The sequence below is a fragment of the Allobosea sp. UNC402CLCol genome, from assembly GCF_000745475.1.
Taxonomy (GTDB): domain Bacteria; phylum Pseudomonadota; class Alphaproteobacteria; order Rhizobiales; family Beijerinckiaceae; genus Allobosea; species Allobosea spartocytisi.
In genome coordinates this window covers 93,151-110,433 of the sequence record NZ_JQJJ01000010.1, presented here as the reverse complement: position 1 = coordinate 110,433, position 17,283 = coordinate 93,151, and the positions used below count along the sequence as shown (strand labels likewise).

Annotated in this window: 16 protein-coding genes; 13 read left to right on the top strand and 3 right to left on the bottom strand. The window is 67.8% G+C overall.

What is annotated here, in order from left to right; genetic code table 11:
* The first annotated feature begins 12 nt into the window (after positions 1–12).
* Genes GY40_RS12550 through GY40_RS12540 form a run of 3 tightly spaced genes read left to right on the top strand, consistent with a single transcriptional unit; the run spans position 13 to position 3,544 of the window.
* A complete protein-coding gene (locus GY40_RS12550; protein ID WP_038362793.1) occupies positions 13–957 on the top strand; it encodes an ABC transporter permease in 945 nt (314 codons plus the stop codon).
* Positions 958–1,007: 50 nt separating this feature from the next.
* Positions 1,008–1,826: an ABC transporter permease gene (locus GY40_RS12545; protein WP_038364018.1), complete on the top strand. Its 819-nt coding sequence runs from the start codon at positions 1,008–1,010 to the stop codon at positions 1,824–1,826.
* Positions 1,823–3,544 carry an ABC transporter ATP-binding protein gene (locus tag GY40_RS12540; protein WP_081925355.1) on the top strand — a complete coding sequence of 574 codons (1,722 nt, stop codon included), beginning with the start codon at positions 1,823–1,825 and terminating at the stop codon, positions 3,542–3,544. The genes GY40_RS12545 and GY40_RS12540 overlap by 4 nt, the downstream gene beginning before the upstream one ends.
* Positions 3,545–3,670: 126 nt before the next feature.
* Here the strand turns inward: GY40_RS12540 and GY40_RS12535 are convergent, their stop codons facing one another.
* The 3 genes from GY40_RS12535 to GY40_RS12525 are packed head-to-tail and all read right to left on the bottom strand — an operon-like array spanning position 3,671 to position 6,683.
* A complete protein-coding gene (locus GY40_RS12535; RefSeq protein ID WP_038362791.1) occupies positions 3,671–4,867 on the bottom strand; it encodes an extracellular solute-binding protein in 1,197 nt (398 codons plus the stop codon).
* 31 nt (positions 4,868–4,898) lie between these two features.
* The gene (locus GY40_RS12530) at positions 4,899–5,933 is read right to left on the bottom strand and encodes an N-acetylglucosamine-6-phosphate deacetylase (protein ID WP_038362789.1); all 1,035 of its coding nucleotides are present in this window, start codon (positions 5,931–5,933) and stop codon (positions 4,899–4,901) included.
* Positions 5,934–5,936: 3 nt separating this feature from the next.
* A complete protein-coding gene (locus GY40_RS12525; RefSeq protein ID WP_038362788.1) occupies positions 5,937–6,683 on the bottom strand; it encodes a glucosamine-6-phosphate deaminase in 747 nt (248 codons plus the stop codon).
* Between the two features lie 132 nt (positions 6,684–6,815).
* Between GY40_RS12525 and GY40_RS12520 the strand changes: the two genes are divergently transcribed.
* The 10 genes from GY40_RS12520 to GY40_RS12475 all read left to right on the top strand — a co-directional run bounded on the left by GY40_RS12520 (position 6,816) and on the right by GY40_RS12475 (position 17,251).
* A complete protein-coding gene (locus GY40_RS12520; RefSeq protein ID WP_038362787.1) occupies positions 6,816–8,000 on the top strand; it encodes an ROK family protein in 1,185 nt (394 codons plus the stop codon).
* Positions 8,001–8,147: 147 nt separating this feature from the next.
* The gene (locus GY40_RS12515; protein WP_038362785.1) at positions 8,148–9,329 is read left to right on the top strand and encodes an extracellular solute-binding protein; all 1,182 of its coding nucleotides are present in this window, start codon (positions 8,148–8,150) and stop codon (positions 9,327–9,329) included.
* A 12-nt stretch (positions 9,330–9,341) separates the two neighbouring features.
* Positions 9,342–10,364: a Gfo/Idh/MocA family protein gene (locus GY40_RS12510; RefSeq protein WP_038362783.1), complete on the top strand. Its 1,023-nt coding sequence runs from the start codon at positions 9,342–9,344 to the stop codon at positions 10,362–10,364.
* Positions 10,365–10,373: 9 nt separating this feature from the next.
* Complete coding sequence (locus GY40_RS12505) at positions 10,374–11,384, top strand: Gfo/Idh/MocA family protein (RefSeq protein ID WP_038362781.1); 1,011 nt, start codon at positions 10,374–10,376, stop codon at positions 11,382–11,384.
* Between the two features lie 50 nt (positions 11,385–11,434).
* On the top strand, positions 11,435–12,154 hold the full coding sequence (locus GY40_RS12500; protein ID WP_038362779.1) for a GntR family transcriptional regulator: 720 nt from the start codon (positions 11,435–11,437) through the stop codon (positions 12,152–12,154).
* Positions 12,151–13,680, top strand: coding sequence for a xylulokinase (locus GY40_RS12495; RefSeq protein WP_051987911.1), 1,530 nt, complete (start codon positions 12,151–12,153; stop codon positions 13,678–13,680). Before GY40_RS12500 ends, GY40_RS12495 begins: the two co-directional genes overlap by 4 nt.
* 12 nt (positions 13,681–13,692) lie before the next feature.
* A complete protein-coding gene (locus GY40_RS12490; RefSeq protein WP_038362777.1) occupies positions 13,693–14,505 on the top strand; it encodes a BtpA/SgcQ family protein in 813 nt (270 codons plus the stop codon).
* A gap of 1 nt (position 14,506) precedes the next feature.
* The gene (locus tag GY40_RS12485; protein ID WP_051987909.1) at positions 14,507–15,301 is read left to right on the top strand and encodes an SDR family NAD(P)-dependent oxidoreductase; all 795 of its coding nucleotides are present in this window, start codon (positions 14,507–14,509) and stop codon (positions 15,299–15,301) included.
* A gap of 5 nt (positions 15,302–15,306) precedes the next feature.
* Complete coding sequence (locus GY40_RS12480) at positions 15,307–16,263, top strand: ABC transporter permease (RefSeq protein ID WP_197062743.1); 957 nt, start codon at positions 15,307–15,309, stop codon at positions 16,261–16,263.
* 43 nt (positions 16,264–16,306) lie between these two features.
* Entirely contained in the window at positions 16,307–17,251 is a 945-nt protein-coding gene (locus GY40_RS12475; RefSeq protein ID WP_038362776.1) for a sugar ABC transporter substrate-binding protein, read from the top strand.
* Positions 17,252–17,283: the final 32 nt, after the last annotated feature.

Here is a 17,283-nt window from a genome sequence, read left to right as displayed (position 1 = left end):
TGGGAGGCTTGCATGTTTCGCTTTGCGCTGACGCGGATAGGGATGGCGTTGCCGACGCTGCTGATCGTGGCGGTGTCGGTCTTCGTCCTGATCCGGCTGATACCGGGTGATCCGGCGCAGTTGATGCTGGGCGATCTGGCGACGCCGGCGAGCCTCGCCGATCTGCGCGGCCGGCTCGGCCTCGACCAGAGCCTGCCGGTCCAGTTCGGCATCTGGTTCGGCCATGTCCTGCACGGCGATTTCGGCCAGTCGATCTCGTCGCAGCAGGCGGTGCTGCCGCTGATCCTGCAGCGTTTTGCGGTCAGCGCGCAGATCGTGCTCGTTGCCGTGCTGCTGGCGAGCCTGTTTGCCGTTCCAGCCGGCGTGATCGCCGCCTGGAAGCAGGATTCGTCCCTCGATATCGGCCTCGTCAGCGCCGCCACGCTGCTGCTCTCGATCCCGACCTTCTGGCTCGGCCTGCTGCTCTTGCTCTTCTTCGGCCTCAAGCTCGGCTGGCTGCCGGTCGTCGGCTATGTCTCGATCGCCGAGAACGCCAAGGCCGGCCTGCTCTACCTGATCATGCCGATCCTGACGCTGTTCCTGCACGAGATGGGCGTCATCCTGCGCATGGCACGCGCCTCGACGCTGGAGGTGCTCCGGCTCGACTACATCACCCATGCCCGCGCCAAGGGCCTCAGCGAGAGCGCCGTGCTCTGGCGCCACGCCTTCAAGAACGCCTTCGGCCCGACCTGGACGCTGATCGGCCTCGTGCTCGGCAACCTGCTCGGCGGCATTGCGGTCGTCGAGACCGTCTTCACCATCCCTGGATTGGGCCGCCTGCTCGTCGATGCGATCTTCGCGCGCGACTACCCGGTCATCCAGGGCTGCATGCTCTTCGTCGCCTTCACCTATGTGCTGGTGAACCTCGTCATCGACCTCTGCTACCCGGTCTTCGATCCAAGGGTGACTGCGCAATGAGCGGCGACGGCACAATGACCCGCAGCAGCACGATGAGCGGCGAGCGCCGCCTGAAGCTCCCCGCCCCCAATGCGCTCGTCGGCGGCACGCTGATCGCGATCCTGCTCGCCGCCGCCGGCACCGGCGCGCTCTGGACGCCCTACGACCCGCTCAAGCTCTCCTTCCGCGAGAAGCTCGTGGCGCCCAATGCGCTGCACTGGCTCGGCACCGACGAGTTCGGCCGCGACGTGCTCTCGCGCCTGATGGCGGGTGCTGCGACGAGCGTGTGGATCAGCATCCTGACCGTGACGCTCGCCGTCGTGATGGGCACCACGATCGGCCTGTTCTCCGGCTATATGCGCGGCTGGACCGACCGCGTCATCATGGCCTTCAACGACGCACTGCTCGCCTTCCCCGGCATCCTGCTGGCGCTCGGCCTGCTTGCCGTGCTCGGCGCCAACAAATACGGCATCATCGTCGCGCTGGGCATCGCCTATACGCCCTCGGTGGCGCGCGTCGTACGCGGCACGGTGCTCTCGCTGCGCGAGCGCGAATTCATCGCAGCCTCCCGCGTCATGGGCAATGGCGAGGGCTTCACCATGCTCCGCCACATCCTGCCGAACTGCATCGCGCCGCTGACCGTGCTGGCGACCTCGATGTTCGGCTATGTGCTGCTGGCCGAGAGCGCGCTCTCCTTCCTCGGTCTCGGCGTGCCGCCGCCGGCCCCGACCTGGGGCAACATGCTCGCCGGTTCTCGGCCCTATATCGACCAGGCCGCCTGGCTCGGCATCTTCCCGGGCCTGTGCATCTCGCTGACCCTGCTCGGCATCAACCTGCTCGGCGACGCGCTGCGCGACAAGCTCGACCCACGGATGAGGGGCTCGCGATGACCACCAAAGCGTTTTCAAGCGAAGTGGGCACCGGTTCGCGTGAAGAAAACGCGTCGAACAAGGCCGCTGCACCTCTTCTCGACGTTGCCCATCTCACGCTGAAGATCGGCGCCAGCGGCCGCAGCGTCGTCAACGACGTCTCCTTCCAGGTCTTCCCGGGCGAGATCGTCGGCATCGTCGGCGAATCCGGCTCGGGCAAGACGCTGGCCGCGCGGGCCGTGATGGGCTTCATCCCGCCGGCCGTGCGCCTGACCGGCGGCGCCATCCGCTTCGAGGGCCAGGATGTGATGGCCATGTCCGGCAAGGATCTGCGCGCCATGCGCGGCTCCCGCGTCGGCATGGTCTTCCAGGAGCCGATGACCTCGCTCAACCCCTCCATGCTGATCGGCCGCCAGCTCGACGAGGGGCTTGAGCTGCATCGCAAGCTCGATGCCTCCGGGCGCAAGGCGCTGATCCTCGACATGCTCCGGCGCGTCGGCCTGCGCGATCCGGAAGGGGCGCTCGACTCCTACCCGCACCAGTTCTCCGGCGGCATGCGCCAGCGCATCATGCTGGCCTCCGTGATGCTGCTGAAACCCGCTCTGCTCCTCGCCGACGAGCCGACCACCGCGCTCGACGCCGTGGTCCAGCGCGACGTGATGGAGCTGATGGTCGACCTGACCCAGGCCAACGACACCGCCGTGCTGCTGATCTCGCATGATCTCGGCATGGTCGCGCGCTATTGCAGCCGCATCGTCGTGATGTGCCAGGGCGACGTCGTCGAGCAGGGCTCGGCCGAGGACATCCTCGCCCGGCCGCAGCACCCCTATACCCGCAAGCTGCTGGCCGCGATGCCGCAGCGCCTGCCGGCCCGCTTCCTCCCGCAGGACCAGACCCCCATCGTCGCCGTGCGCGACCTTATCGTCGACTATCCCGGCCGCCAGGGCTTCTTCCGCAAGAGCGCGCCCAAGCGCGCCCTGCACGGCATCAGCATCGACGTGCAGCCGGGCGAGGTCGTCGCGGTGGTCGGCGGCTCCGGCTCGGGCAAGACGACGCTCGGCCAGTCGATCGCCGGGTTGGTCAAGCCCTCGGGCGGCGAGATCCTGTTCAACGGCAAGCCGATCGCGAAGAGCGACACCGCCTATTGGGACTACCGGCTCAACTGTCAGATGGTCTTCCAGGACCCCTATTCGTCGCTCGACCCGCGCATGACCATCGGCCAGCTCGTTGGCGAACCGCTACGGCTGGTCGAGGCGATGAGCGGCGCTCAGAAGAAGGCCCGCGTCGCCGAGGTGCTGGCCGAGGTCGGGCTGAAGGACGGCTTCGCCGATCGCTATCCGCACGAGCTTTCCGGCGGCCAGCGCCAGCGCGTCGCCATCGCCCGCGCCATCGTGCGGCGGCCGAGCTTCGTCATCGCCGACGAGCCGGTCTCGGCGCTCGACGTGACCGTGCGCGCGCAGGTGCTGGAACTCTTCGACGACCTGCAGAAGAAGCACGGCTTCTCCTGCCTGTTCATCAGCCACGATCTCGGCGTGGTCGAGCAGGTTGCCGACCGTGTCATCGTCATGCATGAGGGCCGCATCGTCGAGGAAGGTCCCCGCGACGACATCTTCGACAACCCGCAGCACGACTATACCAAGAAGCTGCTCTCGGCCGTGCCCGGCCTCGAAAGCACCGGCGACGGCGGCGTCAGGCTGTTCTGGCGATTGGGCGAGGGCGAGGCTCCCGCCTCGGCTTGAAAGCAGGCCGTCATGCTCGGGCTTGCCCCGAGCGTCTCGTGCCGGAGGAGGCTCCCCCACCTTCTTGTCCGGAGATTCTCGGGTCGGCGCTGACGCGACGCCCGAGAATGACGTGCAGGGAAGAACTCAGCCCTTGCGCTGCTTGGCGCCGACGAGCTCGTCCCATTTGCGGAAGGCGACGACCATCTTGTCGGGCTTCAGCGGCAGCTCGATCGGGTTCTTGGCGATGAGCTCGGCATATTCCGGCCGGCCGAATTCCGCGATGACCTCCTGGCTGCGCTTCGGCGCCAGCGAGAGCGGCACGTTCTTCACCGCCGGACCCGGATAGAGATAGCCCTCGTCATAGGAATAGGCCTGCATCTTCGGCTGCAGCACATGCGCCATGATGTCGAGCACCACGGCGAGGCGGTCGTTCGGCACCCCCTTCGGCACGCACATGAAGAAGGCGTCCGAGACCCAGTGGAAGCCCTTCAGCGTCTGGATCTTCGCTTCCTTCGGCACGATGCCGAGCGCACGCGGGTTGATGTCCCAGCCCGTCGTCGAGATGATGATGTCACGCGAGCCGTCGCCGAACTCCTTCATCGTCGCGCCGGTGCCGGCCGGGTAATACTCGATGTGCTGGCCGAGTTCCTGCAGATAGGCCCAGCTCTTGTCCCAGCCGCCGACCGGATCCTGCGGGTCCTTGTCCCCCAGCAGATAGGGCAGGCCCATCATGAAGGTGCGGCCGGGTCCCGAATTGGTCGGGCGCGCATACATGAACTTGTTGGGATGGGCCTTGGCCCAGGCGAGCAGCTCCTCCGCCGTGGTCGGCACCTGTTTGACGCGGTCGGGCATGTATTCGAGCAGCGGGCCGGACGGATAGTAGTTCATCACCACGCCGAAGCCCGCACCCTGCGCCTTGTGCAGGTTGAGCGCCGCCGGCTCGTAGTTCTCCTCGAGACCGGGGAACTTGTCGGCGAAATCCGGGAAGATCTTGAGCCAGAGATTCTGCTCGAGCCCGGCCGCGAGGCCGTCCGAACCGGTCAGCACGAGGTCGAGATCGGAGCGGCCGGCATCCTGCTGCGCCTTGATCTTGCTCGCGAGCTCCGGCGCCGGCGCCTTCACATAGGTGATGCGCGAGACCAGCTTGGGGTTGGCGCTGCGATAATCGTCGAAAGCCTGCTGCATCAGCGCCAGCGCCCCGCCGACATCGATGATGTTGATCGCGACCGGCGCGGAAGGCAGCGGCGGCGAAGCGGCGAAGGCGCCGCTCGCTCCGGTCGCCAGCGCCCCGAGCCCTCCGAGGACGGCGCGGCGATCAATACCCTTCGAGAATTCCGTCATGGTTCTCCCCTTTTGTTTGATGGTGACGTCTTCAGGCCGCTGCGGGCGCAGCAAATTCGCGCGTGATGTCGCCGACCCGGACGCTGCGCACCCGCAATTCCGGCGACCATGCGATCTCGCTCTCCGGCAAGGCGATGCCGGCCTTAGCCAAGGCGCCCGCAATCGCGGCCAGCGCATGGGTCGAGGCCATCGCCACCGCCTCCTCCGGCGTCGCGATGCCCCAGGCGACGACGTTGCGCACGGCGTCGTCGAGCTTGAGCGCCGAACCTGCGAGCGAAACGCCGCCGGGCTGGCGCACCGAGCCGTCAGCCGCCAGATCGACCGGCATGCCGGCGAAGCTGTAGCGCCCCGGCTCAGCGCCGGCCGCCACGACCGCGTCGGTGACCAGGATCGAGCGTTCGAGCCCCTTGGCTCGGATCAGGCTCTTCAGCGCCTTCGGATGGATATGGATGCCGTCGGCGATGAAGCCCGCCATCAGCCGGTCCTCCGCGAGCTGCGCGAAGAGCGGGTTGACCAGCTTGTGCATCTGCTGCGGTAGGCCGTTGCCGAGATGGGTCGAGAGCGTCGCGCCGGCATCGGCCGCCGCCGCCACGATCTCGAAATCGACCGCCGCATGGCCGATGGCGACGACCTTGCCTAGACGTGCCAGCGCAGCCGCGAGCGCAATCCCGCCCGCGACCTCGGGAGCCAGCGTCACCATCAGGATCGGCCGTGCGAGGTCTTGCTCCAGCTTCGCGATCAGGCCGGCATCCGCCGCCGTCATCGCCTCGGGCGGATGGCAGCCGGCATAGCCGCCGGCCGGATTGAGGAACGGCCCTTCGAGATGATAGCCGGGGCACATCAGCGGCCCGAGGCGGCTCTCAGCGACCGCCTTGTCGAGCGCCGCGAAGCGCGCTTCCAGCTCGTGGGGATGCGCCGTGATGATCGTCGGCAGGCAAGTGGTGACGCCGGTCGCCAGCATCGCCTCCAGCGCCCGGTCGAGCTCGGCGGCCGTGATCGTCCCGGAATTGAAGTCGACCCCGGCGAAGCCGTTGATCTGGAGATCGACGAGTCCGGGCGTGCGCATCCCTCAGCCCTTCCGAGTCAGCAGCGCGGCGGCGGCCGGATCGATGAAGAGCACGGTGCGCGGATGCGTCTGCAGGATCGAGGCGGGGCTGAGATTGCTGACCGGCCCTTCCAGTGCCGCCTTCGCGGCCTCGGCCTTGCGGGTGTCGGAGACCGAGAGCACGATCAATTCGCTCTTCATGATCTGGCGGATGCTCATCGAGATCGCCTGCTGCGGCACCGCCTCGAAGCTCGGGAACCAGCCCTCGCCGAATTGCTGGCGCCGGCAGGCCTCGTCCAGCTCCACGACGATATAGGGCTCTTCCGTCTCGAAATCGGCCGGCGGATCGTTGAAGGCGAGGTGGCAGTTCTCGCCGATGCCGGCGAAGCAGACGCAGATGCGCCGGCCGGCGATCAGGCCGCTCAGCGCCTTCGCATTCGCCTGCGGATCGCCCTCGCCATCGACGGGAACGAAGCGCGGCGCATCATTCAGGGGCGCCATGAAGCGCAGGCGCAGATAGCGCCGGAAGCTCGCCGGATGCGTCTCGGGCAGGCCGACATATTCGTCGAGATGGAAGGCGGTGACCTTCGACCAGTCGATGCCCTCGGCCTTGACCAGATGCGACAGCATCTCGAACTGGCTCGCGCCGGTCGCGACGACGATCGAGGCTTCCCCGTCACGTGCGATCGCCTCGCGGATCGCTTGCGCGCCCAGCGCCGCCGCCTGCCGGCCGAGAAGATCCTTGTCGGAGGCGACATGCATCTCGATCATCGATTTTTGAACCTTTTGCGAGCTAAAATTTCCGATATTCTGGCACTGAGCTTCACCAAGGCCGCTCCGGAACGCAATGATTAATTTTGAACGCAACCGTTCTGAAATGCGGCGCTCGTTCCCGAAGCTGCCATGAGTCTGATCGCGCTCGACGAAACACGCTTCGGACTGGCGCATCAGCGCGACTGCGCTCGTGCCTATGGCTTGATCCTCGCCGGCCAGGCCCATTCGCGCGGCGACCTCAGCCGCCTGCTCGACCTGCGCTCGACCAGCACCTCGCGCGTGGTCGGGGATCTGGTGGCGCGCCGCCTCGTCATCGAAACGACCGGCGAAGCCACGGGCCGAGGCCGCCCCTCCGCCATCCTGCTGGCCCATAATCGACGGATCGGCGCCTCCGTCATCCATGTCTCCAGCCAATCCCTGTTCGGCGCGCTGGTCGATCTCAGCGGGCATCTGGTCACCGAGCGCCGCATGCCGATCGAGGCGGAGGCCAGCAACGAGACCATCGCCGAAGCCATGGCCGCGCTGGCGCGGACCCTGCTGGAGGCGATGCCGCCCGGCATGAGCCATGCCGGCACGGCGGTCTCGCTCTCCGGCCTGATCGACCTGCGCCGCGGCCAATGGCTCTTGGCCTCGCGCTGGCCGCGGATGCGCGGACTCGATGTCGAAGCGGTCCTTGCGCCTATTGCCGGGCCGGTCGAGATCTGCCGCAATCTCGATGCCGAACTGCGCGCCCGTGCCGCCCGCGATCCCGAGCAGTTCAGCGGCGGCACGCTCCTGCTGCATTGGGGCTGGGGCATCGGCCTCGCCTATGCCGAAGACGGCAGGCCCTTCGCCCCGGCCGGCTCTTTCGGCGAGCTCGGCCATTGGCGGCTGGCCGCGCTGGGGGACCGGCCCTGCGGCTGCGGCAATACCGGCTGCCTCGAAACCGGCGCCGCGCTCTGGGCGCTGCTCCCGGCCTTGCGCCGGCACTGGCCGGCGCTCGACGAGGACGAGAAGCGCCTGTCCCGCCAGTTCGCCGGGCTCGACCTCCTCGCCTTGCCGGAGATCGACACGGCCTGCCGGACCTTGGCGCGGGCGCTGGCCAATGCCTGCCGATTATTGTTTCCGGCCCGCATTGCGGTCAGCGGTCCCTTCGCCAGCAATCCGCAACTTTGGGCGCATTTCAATGCGCTGTTCCGGGCCGAGGGGACCATGGATGGCTTCGCCGTGCCGGACCTCGTCAGCGTCGATGCCAGCCAGCTCTATGAGATCCACGGCGCCGCAGCCCCGCTCCTGAGCCGGGCCGCCGAGGCGCTGCTGTTGAATTCGGCCTGAAGCACGTTCCGGCTTCGACAAATGGATGCCGGCCATGCGCAGGAATGCGCTTGTTGGCACTGAAAGTAGTGCACTAGTATCCCAGCGTAAGGGCTCCACGGCGTCGCTCATGACGTCAGAAGAGAGCCGTGAACCCAGGGAGAGAACATGACACATCCGACACGACGCACCGTCATGGCCGGCGCGGCCGGCCTCGCCGCGCTCAAGGCTGGAGGCGCCTTCGCGCAAGCCGCATCCGGGCCTGTTGCGCTCAACATCATCGACGTCGCCGGCAATCTGCAGCTCACCCAGGCGGCTATCGAACGCTTCGGCAAGGACAATCCGAAACTCATCTCGCGGCTGAACTTCTCGCGCGCGCCCTCGCCGGAGCTGCCGGGCAAGCTCAAGGCGCAGCAGGCGGCCAACCGCGTCGATATCGACCTCGTGCTCACCGGCCCCGGCGCCATGTCGGACGGCATCCAGCAGGGGCTCTGGGTCGATGTCTGGAAATCGCATGCCGCGAGCCTGCCCAAGGCCGAGGAGATCTATCACGAGCAGGCGCTGATGATGCAGCGCAACTTCGGCCAGAACGAAGGCGTCGCCGTGGTCTACTCGCCCTCCGGCCCGCTCTTCGAATATGCGCCGGACCGGCTCAAGACCGTGCCGAAGACGGCCGAGGATCTGCTTGCCTATGTGAAGCAGAACCCGAAGCGCTTCACCTATGCCCGCCCCGTCAATTCCGGCCCCGGCTGGACCTGGCTGCAGGGCCTGCCCTACATCCTCGGCGATTCCGACCCGAGCGACCCGATGAAGGGCTGGGACAAGAGCTGGGCCTATCTCAAGGAGCTCGGCACCGGCATCGACTATTACCCCGGCGGCACCGCCGCGACAATGAAGGAGCTCGGCGAAGGCACCCGCGACGTCATCGTCTCGACGCTGGGCTGGGACATCAACCCGCGCGCGCTCGGCATCGTGCCGAAGGAGGCCAAAGTCTTCGTTCTCGACAAGACCCATTGGATTCCCGACACGCAGTTCATGTGCATCCCGAAGGGCACGGCGGCCGAGAAGATGCCGGCCCTGCTCGCGCTGATGTCCTACATGCTGAAGCCGGAGGCGCAGGCCTTCACCTTCGACAAGGGCTATTTCTATCCCGGCCCGGCAGTGAAGGGCGTCACCCTGGCGCAGGCGCCGCAGGAGAGCCGCGACGTGCTCGCCGAATTCGGCCGCCCCGAATACGACAAGCTGATCGAGACCCTGCCGACCCGGCCGCCGCTGACGCCGGAGCGCCTCGTCGCCGCCTTCCGCCGCTGGGACCAGGAGGTCGGCGTCGGCCACGGGGCGCCGCAATAGGAGCTATCCGGCATGCGCTTCGCCGCCATCGGCCTCGACCACCGCCATATCTACCATATGGTCGGTGGTCTCCTCGCAGCCGGCGCGACCTGCGTCGGCTTCGATCCCGCGACCAGTGACGAGCGGGTGCTCGACGGTTTCCGCGAGCGCTTTCCGACCCTGCCGGAGGTGAGCGCGGGCCGGCTGATCGACGATCCCGCGATCGATCTCATCCTCTGCGCCGCCATCCCTGCTGAGCGCGCCGCCATCGCCATCCGCGCGATGCGGGCGGGCAAGGATGTGATGGTCGACAAGCCCGGCGTCACCGATTTCGACCAGCTCGCCGCGGTCGAGCAGGCGGCAGCGGAGACCGGGCGCATCTTCTCGGTCTGCTTCTCCGAGCGCTTCATCGTTCCCGCGACGATTATAGCCGGCAAATTGATTGCCGACGGCGCGATCGGCCGCGTCGTCCAGACGCTCGGCCTCGGGCCGCATCGCTTCAACCGGGCGATCCGGCCGGGCTGGTTCTTCGACAAGCGCCATTATGGCGGCATCCTGACCGATATCGCCTCCCATCAGATCGACCAGTTCCTGCACTTCACCGGCTCGAACGATGCGGCAATCGTCGCCTCCGGCGTCGGCCATTTCGGTGGGCCGGACGTCCCCGATTTCGAGGATTTCGGCGAGATCCTGCTGCGCAGCGACCGGGCCGGCGGCTATATTCGCGTCGACTGGTTCACCGCTGACGGCCTGCCGACCTGGGGCGACGGGCGCCTCACCATCCTCGGCACCGAGGGTACCATCGAATTGCGCAAATATGTCGATATCGCCGGCCGGCCGGGCACCGACCATGTCTTCCTCGTCGACAAGTCCGGCACCCGCCATATCGACGCCTCGCACGAGCCTCTGACCTATTTTCGCGACCTGATCGTGGATATCGGCGCCCGCAGTGAGACGGCCGTGAGCCAGCGCCACACCTTCACCGTCTGCCGCCTCGCCCTGGAGGCGCAGGCGAAGGCGGCCTGGCTGCCGGTGCGGCCTGAAGCGCGATCCTGAGGAAACGCCATGACACGCAAGCTCGGCATCGCCGTGATCGGGCTCGGGCCCGCCTCCCTGCCGCACTCGAAGAGCCTCGTCGATCTGGCCGGCCGTGCCGAAGTGCGCTGGGCGGTCAGCCGCACGCCGGACCGCGCCAAGGCCTATGCGCAGCAATTCCCCTTCCCGACTACGACCGATCTCGATGCCGTGCTGGCGGACCCCACCGTCGATGCCGCCATCGTGCTCACGCCGCCCTCGAGCCATCTCGACGTCTCCGCCCTCTGCCTTGAAGCCGGCAAACATGTTCTGGTCGAAAAGCCTCTGGAGCTGACCAGCGAGCGCGGCCAGCGCCTCGTCGACACCGCCCGCCGCACCGGGAAAACCTTCGGCGTCACGCTGCAGCATCGCTTCCGGCCGGCGAGCCTGCGCCTCAAGGCTGCGCTCGATTCCGGCGAACTCGGCAGCGTCGAGGCGGCGTTTCTGACCGTGCCGTGGTGGCGTCCGCAGAGCTATTACGACGAGCCGGGCCGCGGCACGCTGGCCCGCGACGGCGGCGGCGTGCTGTTGACCCAGGCGATCCATTCGCTCGACCTGTTTCGCTCGCTGGTCGGCGTCTCGAAGGTCGTGGCCGCGCAGAGCCGGACCACCGCGATCCACCGCATGGAGACGGAGGATTACGTCTCTGCCCTGCTGGAGACCGCGAGCGGCGCCCCCGCCACGCTGATGACGACGACGGCCGCGTATCCGGGCTATCCCGAGCGCATCGAGATCACCGGCACGAAGGGCTTCGCCTCGCTGATCGGCGGACGGCTTCGCCTCGCCTTCCTCGACGGGCGCGAGGAGGTGGTCGAGGCCGAGGGCTCGACCGGCAGCGGCGCCAACATCATGGATTTCCCGCACGACGCCCACCGCGCCGTCATCGCCGATTTCCTCGACGCGATCGAACAAGGCCGCGATCCCGCCGTCTCCGGCGAGGAGGCCCTGGCCTCGCAGCGGCTCGTCGACGAAATCTTGCAGGCGGCGCGCCGCACCGCTTGACTTGTATCGGATTTGTATCTTCCTATACGGCATCCCGCCGGGAATGCCGCATGATCCGTTATCAGGAGATCGCCCATAGTCTCGAACTCGGCCTTGCGGCCGGGGGCGACGATTCTCGGGCGATCCCCTCCGAGCATGAGCTTTGCGAACGCTACGGCGCGAGCCGCACCACGATCCGTGCCGCACTGAAGCAGTTGCAGGACCAGGGCCTGATCGAGCGCCGGCAGGGCAAGGGCACCTTCTACCGGCCGCGCCACATCACCAAGCATCTCGGCAGCATCGTCGACTTCCACAGCGAAGCCCGCATGGCCGGCCGCGTGCCGAAGACGCGGGTGCTCGCCCTCGCCACCCGCGAAGCGACTCCGGCCGAGTTCACCTTGTTCGGCGCCGACATCGCCCGCGACGGCATCGTCGACCTCCTGCGCCTGCGCAGCCTCGACGACCAGCCGGCCGTGCTGCAACGCTCGCGCCTCGGCGCCGGCGTGCTCGGCTCGGTGAAACCGGATGAATTGATGGATGCCTCGCTCTACCGCTACCTCGCCAAGTGCCGCGGTATCCATGTCGCGACCGTCGAGGAGACGCTGGAACCGCTCGCGGCCGAGTCCGAAGACGCCGGCCATCTCGGCATCCCCTCGGGCACCGCGATCTTCCGCTCGCAGCGCATCGCCCGCGACGCGGTCGGCGGCGTGATCGAGCTCAGCGACAACCTGATCCGCGGCGACATCTACCGCTTCACCATCCGCCGGCAGGTCGGGAGCGTCACTCCATGAGCGTGGTCCTCGCCTGCGATCTCGGCGGCACCAGCTTCCGCGCCGCGCTCATCGACCGACAAGGCCGGACGCTGGCCGAAAGCGTCATCATCGGCCCGACGCTGATCGACCGCATGGGCTGGTCGGAGGTCGATGCCGAAGCCTGGTGGACGATTCTTTGCGAAGCGGCCGCCAAGCTCGCGGAGGCCGAGCCCGAACTGTTCGGCACAGTCGAAGGCATCGCCATCTGCGGCGTCACCCGCACGCAGGTCTTTCTCGGCCGTGACGGCCGCCAGCTCCGGCCGGCGATCACCTGGAAGGACACCCGTTCGGAAGCGGCGGCCACCCGCCTGCACGAACGGCTCGCGGATCATCCCGAAGCCGAACGCATCAATGCCTTCCATCCGCTGGCGCGCCTCGCCTGGCTGGCCGAGGAGGAGGAAGCGAGCTTCCGGGCGCTGGCCAGCGTGCTGGAGCCGAAGGACTGGCTGAATTTCCGCCTCACCGGCCGGCAGGCGGGCGATCCCGTCTCGATGGCGCGGCTGATGGCCTGCACCGAAGTGGCGGGAGATGGCGATGCGCTCTCTGCTATCGGGCTGAACGCCGCGATCATCCCGCAGGTGCTGGAGCCTTGCGCGGTGCTTGGGCCGGTCCAGCCGGGTCTGCCCGGCGCGCTCGGGCGATTGGCGGGTGTGCCGGTCTTCTGCTCGTCCAGCGATACCTGGGTCGCCGTGACCGGGCTGGGCGCGATGCGGCCCGGCTTCGCCTACAACATCTCCGGCACCACCGAAGTCCTCGGCGTCGTCGGCGAGCAGGCCGCTGCCACTGAGGGCCTGCTGACGGTCGACTGGCGCGGACTCTGGCAGCTCGGCGGCCCCAGCCAGAATGGCGCCGACACCGCCGCCTGGCTGGTGTCCCTGCTCGGCGGCACGGAGCGCGGCTTCGCGGATGTCGGCGACGGCATCGGCAAGCTGCTCGCCGGGCGGCGCCATCCGCAGCCATTGGTCTTCCTGCCCTATCTCCAGGGCGAGCGCGTGCCTTATTGGAACCCGGCCTTGCGTGGCGCCTTCCTCGGACTTGGCCGCCAGCATGGCGCGACAGATCTCGCTTTTGCCGTTCTGGAAGGTGTCGCCTGCCTCAACCGCATCGTGCTGGAACGGGCCGAGGCCGCGCTCGGCGCCCCGGTCGGCGAGATCCGATTCGGCGGCGGTGCCGCTTCCAACCCGGTCTGGGCGCAGATCAAGGCCGATCTCTGCAATCGCCCGGTCGTGGTCGGTGCCGCGAAGGAACCCGGCCTGCTCGGCGCCGCCATCATCGCCTGGACGGGGCTCGGCCGCTTCCCCTCGCTCGCGGCGGCGCAGGAGGCGCTCGTCACCCCCGCCCGGCGCTACGAACCTGATCCGGCTCGTCGCGAAGCCTATGACGCCCTGTTTGCCGTCTTCCGCCGGGCCGAGGTCGCGCTCGCGCCGATCTCGGCCGATCTCGCCGGGCTCTCGCGCAGCGCCGGCAGCCTGCCCGGCATCCATGCCACGCCATCGTCTCCGTAAGGACCCGACGCCATGAAGACCCTCGTCCAGACCGAATATGGCCGCGACCATCTGCTGGTCGGCTGCGTCCATACGCTCGCCCTGCCCGGCACGCCGCTCTACGACCGCAGCGGCGGCATGCGGAAGATCGTCAAGCAGGCGAAGGAAGAGGCCCGGATCCTGGAGGAGGCCGGCTTCCACGCTTTGCTCTACACCAATGAATCCGACATGCCCTATGAGGCCAACATGCCGGTCGAGGTCGTCGCGGCGATGACCGAGGTGATCGCCGAATGCCAGGCGCAGACGAAGCTGCCGCACGGCGTCAACATGCTGATCGACCCGCCCGCCTCCATCGCCGTCGCCCATGCCACGGGCGGGCGCTTCGTGCGCGCCTTCCTGACCGGGCTGCTCGCCGGCGATATCGGCATGATGACGCCGGACGGCGCCCGCGCCTTGCGCCTGCGCGCCAATCTCGGCGCGGAGAACATCCGCATCATCTGCAACGTCACGCCGGGCTTCTCGATCAATCTCGACACGCGCCCCGTCGAGCAGCATGCCTCGGGCGCGGTCTTCATCGGGCTCGCGGATGTCGTCTGCGTCGGCGGCCCGGCCGCCGGCAAGGAGGCGGACATCTCGGTGATCGAGCGGGTTGCGAAGCAGGTCCCGGATACCCCCGTCGCGGTCGGTACCGGCGTCGCCGAGGAGAATATCGCCCGGCTCTCGGAGGTCGCCGACATCTTCATCATCGGCACCTCGATCAAGAAAGACCGCCAGACTCTGAATCCGGTCGACCCGAAGCGCGCCCACGCCCTGGTGCGCGCCTATGAAGCCCGCAAGGCGGCCTGAGATGACCAGGCCCGCCACGACCAAGCCCGTCACGCTCATCACCGGCGCCTCCGGCGGCATCGGCTCGGTCCTCGCCACGACGCTCGCAGCTGCCGGCCACCGCCTCCTGCTCTGCGGGCTCGATCAGGCCGGGCTCGATGCGCTCTCCGCCGACATCACGGCCGCAGGCGGCGAAGCGCAAACGCTGGCCGGCGATGTCCGCGAGCGCGACTTCGCGCAGGCGGCGATCGATCTCGCCGCCACGCGCTTCGGCCGGCTCGACCATCTCGTGACCGGCGCCGGCGCTTCGCGCCCCGTGCCGCTGGTCGAGATGGAGGATGACGAGTGGGACAGGCTCGTCGACATCAACCTTTCGGCCGTCTTCCGCATCTCGAAAGCCGCCGCCCGCCAGATGATCGACCAAAGCGAGGGCGGCTCGATCGTCCACATCTCCTCGATCGCCCACAGCAATGGCGGCGCCAATCTCGCCTATGGCTCGGCCAAGGGCGGCGTCGCGACCCTCACCTACGGCATGGCCCAGCAGCTCGGGCCGCATGGAATCCGCGTGAATGCGGTTGCGCCGGGCATCATCGATACGCCAATGGTGCGCAACGGATTCGCTCAGCAGTTCAACGCGCTGGTCGAGGGCGCGGCGCAGCGGACGCCGCTGGGAAGACTGGGACGGCCCGAGGATGTCGCCAACGTGATCGCTTTCCTGCTTTCGGACGGCGCCGCCTTCGTCACCGGCGCGCTGATCCCGATCACCGGCGGCATCGAGATCCTGTCGCCGATCTCGACCATCGCGAAGGGAGCCTGAACCGGATGGGCGGCGTCCACCTGCGCGAATTGATCGGCCGCTACGGCACGGCGCTCGCCGGGCTGGCGCTGATCCTGTTCTTCCTGATCTTCGCGCCGAATTTCGCCACGGCGACGAACATCATCAACGTGCTGAAGGATACGAGCTTCCTCGCCATCCTGGCGCTGGGTTTCACGCTTGCCTTCATCGTGGCTGAGCTCGATCTCTCCGTCGCCGAGGTCGCGAGCCTCGCGGCCGTGGTCTGCGGCTGGCTGATCAAGCTCCAGTATCCACCGGCGGCGGCGGTCGCGGCGGCGCTGGCCGTCGGCGTGGTCTTCGGGACGCTCAACGGCTTCGGGGTGACGCGGCTGCGCATCCCCTCCCTGATCATGACGCTGAGCACCGGCGCCATCGCGCGCGGCTGCGCCTTCATGATCACGCAGGGCGTCGCCTTCACCGGCCGCTGGCCGACCCAGTTCACCGGGCTGGCGCGCGGCTCCAGCTTCGGTATTCCCAATCTCGTGCTCTGGCTGGCCGGCGCCACGCTCTTCGCCTGGGGGCTGGTCAAATGGACCCGCACCGGCGCCCATATGGTCGCGACCGGCGAGGCGGATGAGGCGGCCCGTCTCGCCGGCATCGCCACCGCGCGGATGAAGCGCATCGGCCTGCTGCTCGCAGGCGTCTTCGCCGGCATCATGGCGGTGCTGCTCGCCGCCAACCTGTCCTCGGCCGCGCCGAACATGGCGGGCGACTACCTGCTCTATGCCATCGCCGCCGTGCTGCTCGGCATGACCATGTTCGAGCCCGGCAAGCCCAACGTGCCCGGCACGGTCTTCGCGGCGCTGGTGCTCAAGGTGCTCGGCAATGGCTTGGTGCTGCTCGGCGCCGCCTATTACGTTCAGGACATCATGCTCGGCGCGATCATGATCGGCTCCGTCGCCTTCTCGGCCAGCGCGATCCGGAAGGTGGCGTTCAAGGTCTGAGATCCAGAGTCTGCGCTCAAAGAAACAGAAGAGGGGAGTTCACATGTTCGGTTTGCGCAAAATGCTGGTCGCGGCGGCCGCGCTCCTGGCGCTCGGCCAATCCGCCGGCGCCTTCGAGCTCGGCGTCATCGGCTTCCAGTTCTCGTCGGAGACGCATGCCCGCGTCGCCAATGCGGCGGCGGCCGCCGCCAAGGCCAAGGGCTGGAACGTCACGCTGCTGAACTCGGAAGGCGCGCTGCCCAAGCACGCCGAGCAGTTCGACGCGCTGATCGCCAAAAAGGTCGACGCGATCATCATCGCCATGGGCAAGCCGGTCGAGGCCGACGCCCAGTTCAAGGCGGCGAAGGATGCCAAGATCCCGGTCATCACCGTGCAGTCGGGCTCGAGCCCGCATGCGCTCTTCGACATCCAGTCGAACGAATACAAGATCGGCGCCGATGCCGCGCTCTACCTGCTCGGCCAGCTCGGTTATCAGGGCAACATCCTGACCTCGCGCTTCGACCTCAACGTCGCCTCGCGCATCCGCGGCAAGATCCTCGACGCCGTGCTCTCCGAGAACCAGGCGGTGAAGGAGCTCGGCAAGTTCTCGATGGGCCGCACCCAGAGCTGGCGCGACGATGTCCGCTCCGGCATGCAGGCGCTGCTCCTGCAGAACCAGGGCAAGGTCAACGGCATCTGGGCCTCCTTCGACGGGCAGGCCTACATCATCGACGACCTGCTGCAGGCCCAGGGGATCAAGAAGGGCCAGATCCCGCTCGTCTCGGTCGATGGCGGCCAGGAGAGCTATGAGCGCATCGCCGACCCCAGCTCGACCTTCATGGCGACCGTCGCCGTGCCCTTCGAGGAGATGGGCAAGAAGGCGGTCGATGCCGTCCAGACCATCGTCGTCGAGAAGAAGCCGAAGGAGACCGTCGCCAGCGGCCCCTATCTCTTCATGGACGCCGTGCTGGTCGACAAGAACAACGTCCAGCAGTTCCTGAAGAAGTGATGCTCTATTCCTTCTCCCCCTGCGGGAGAAGG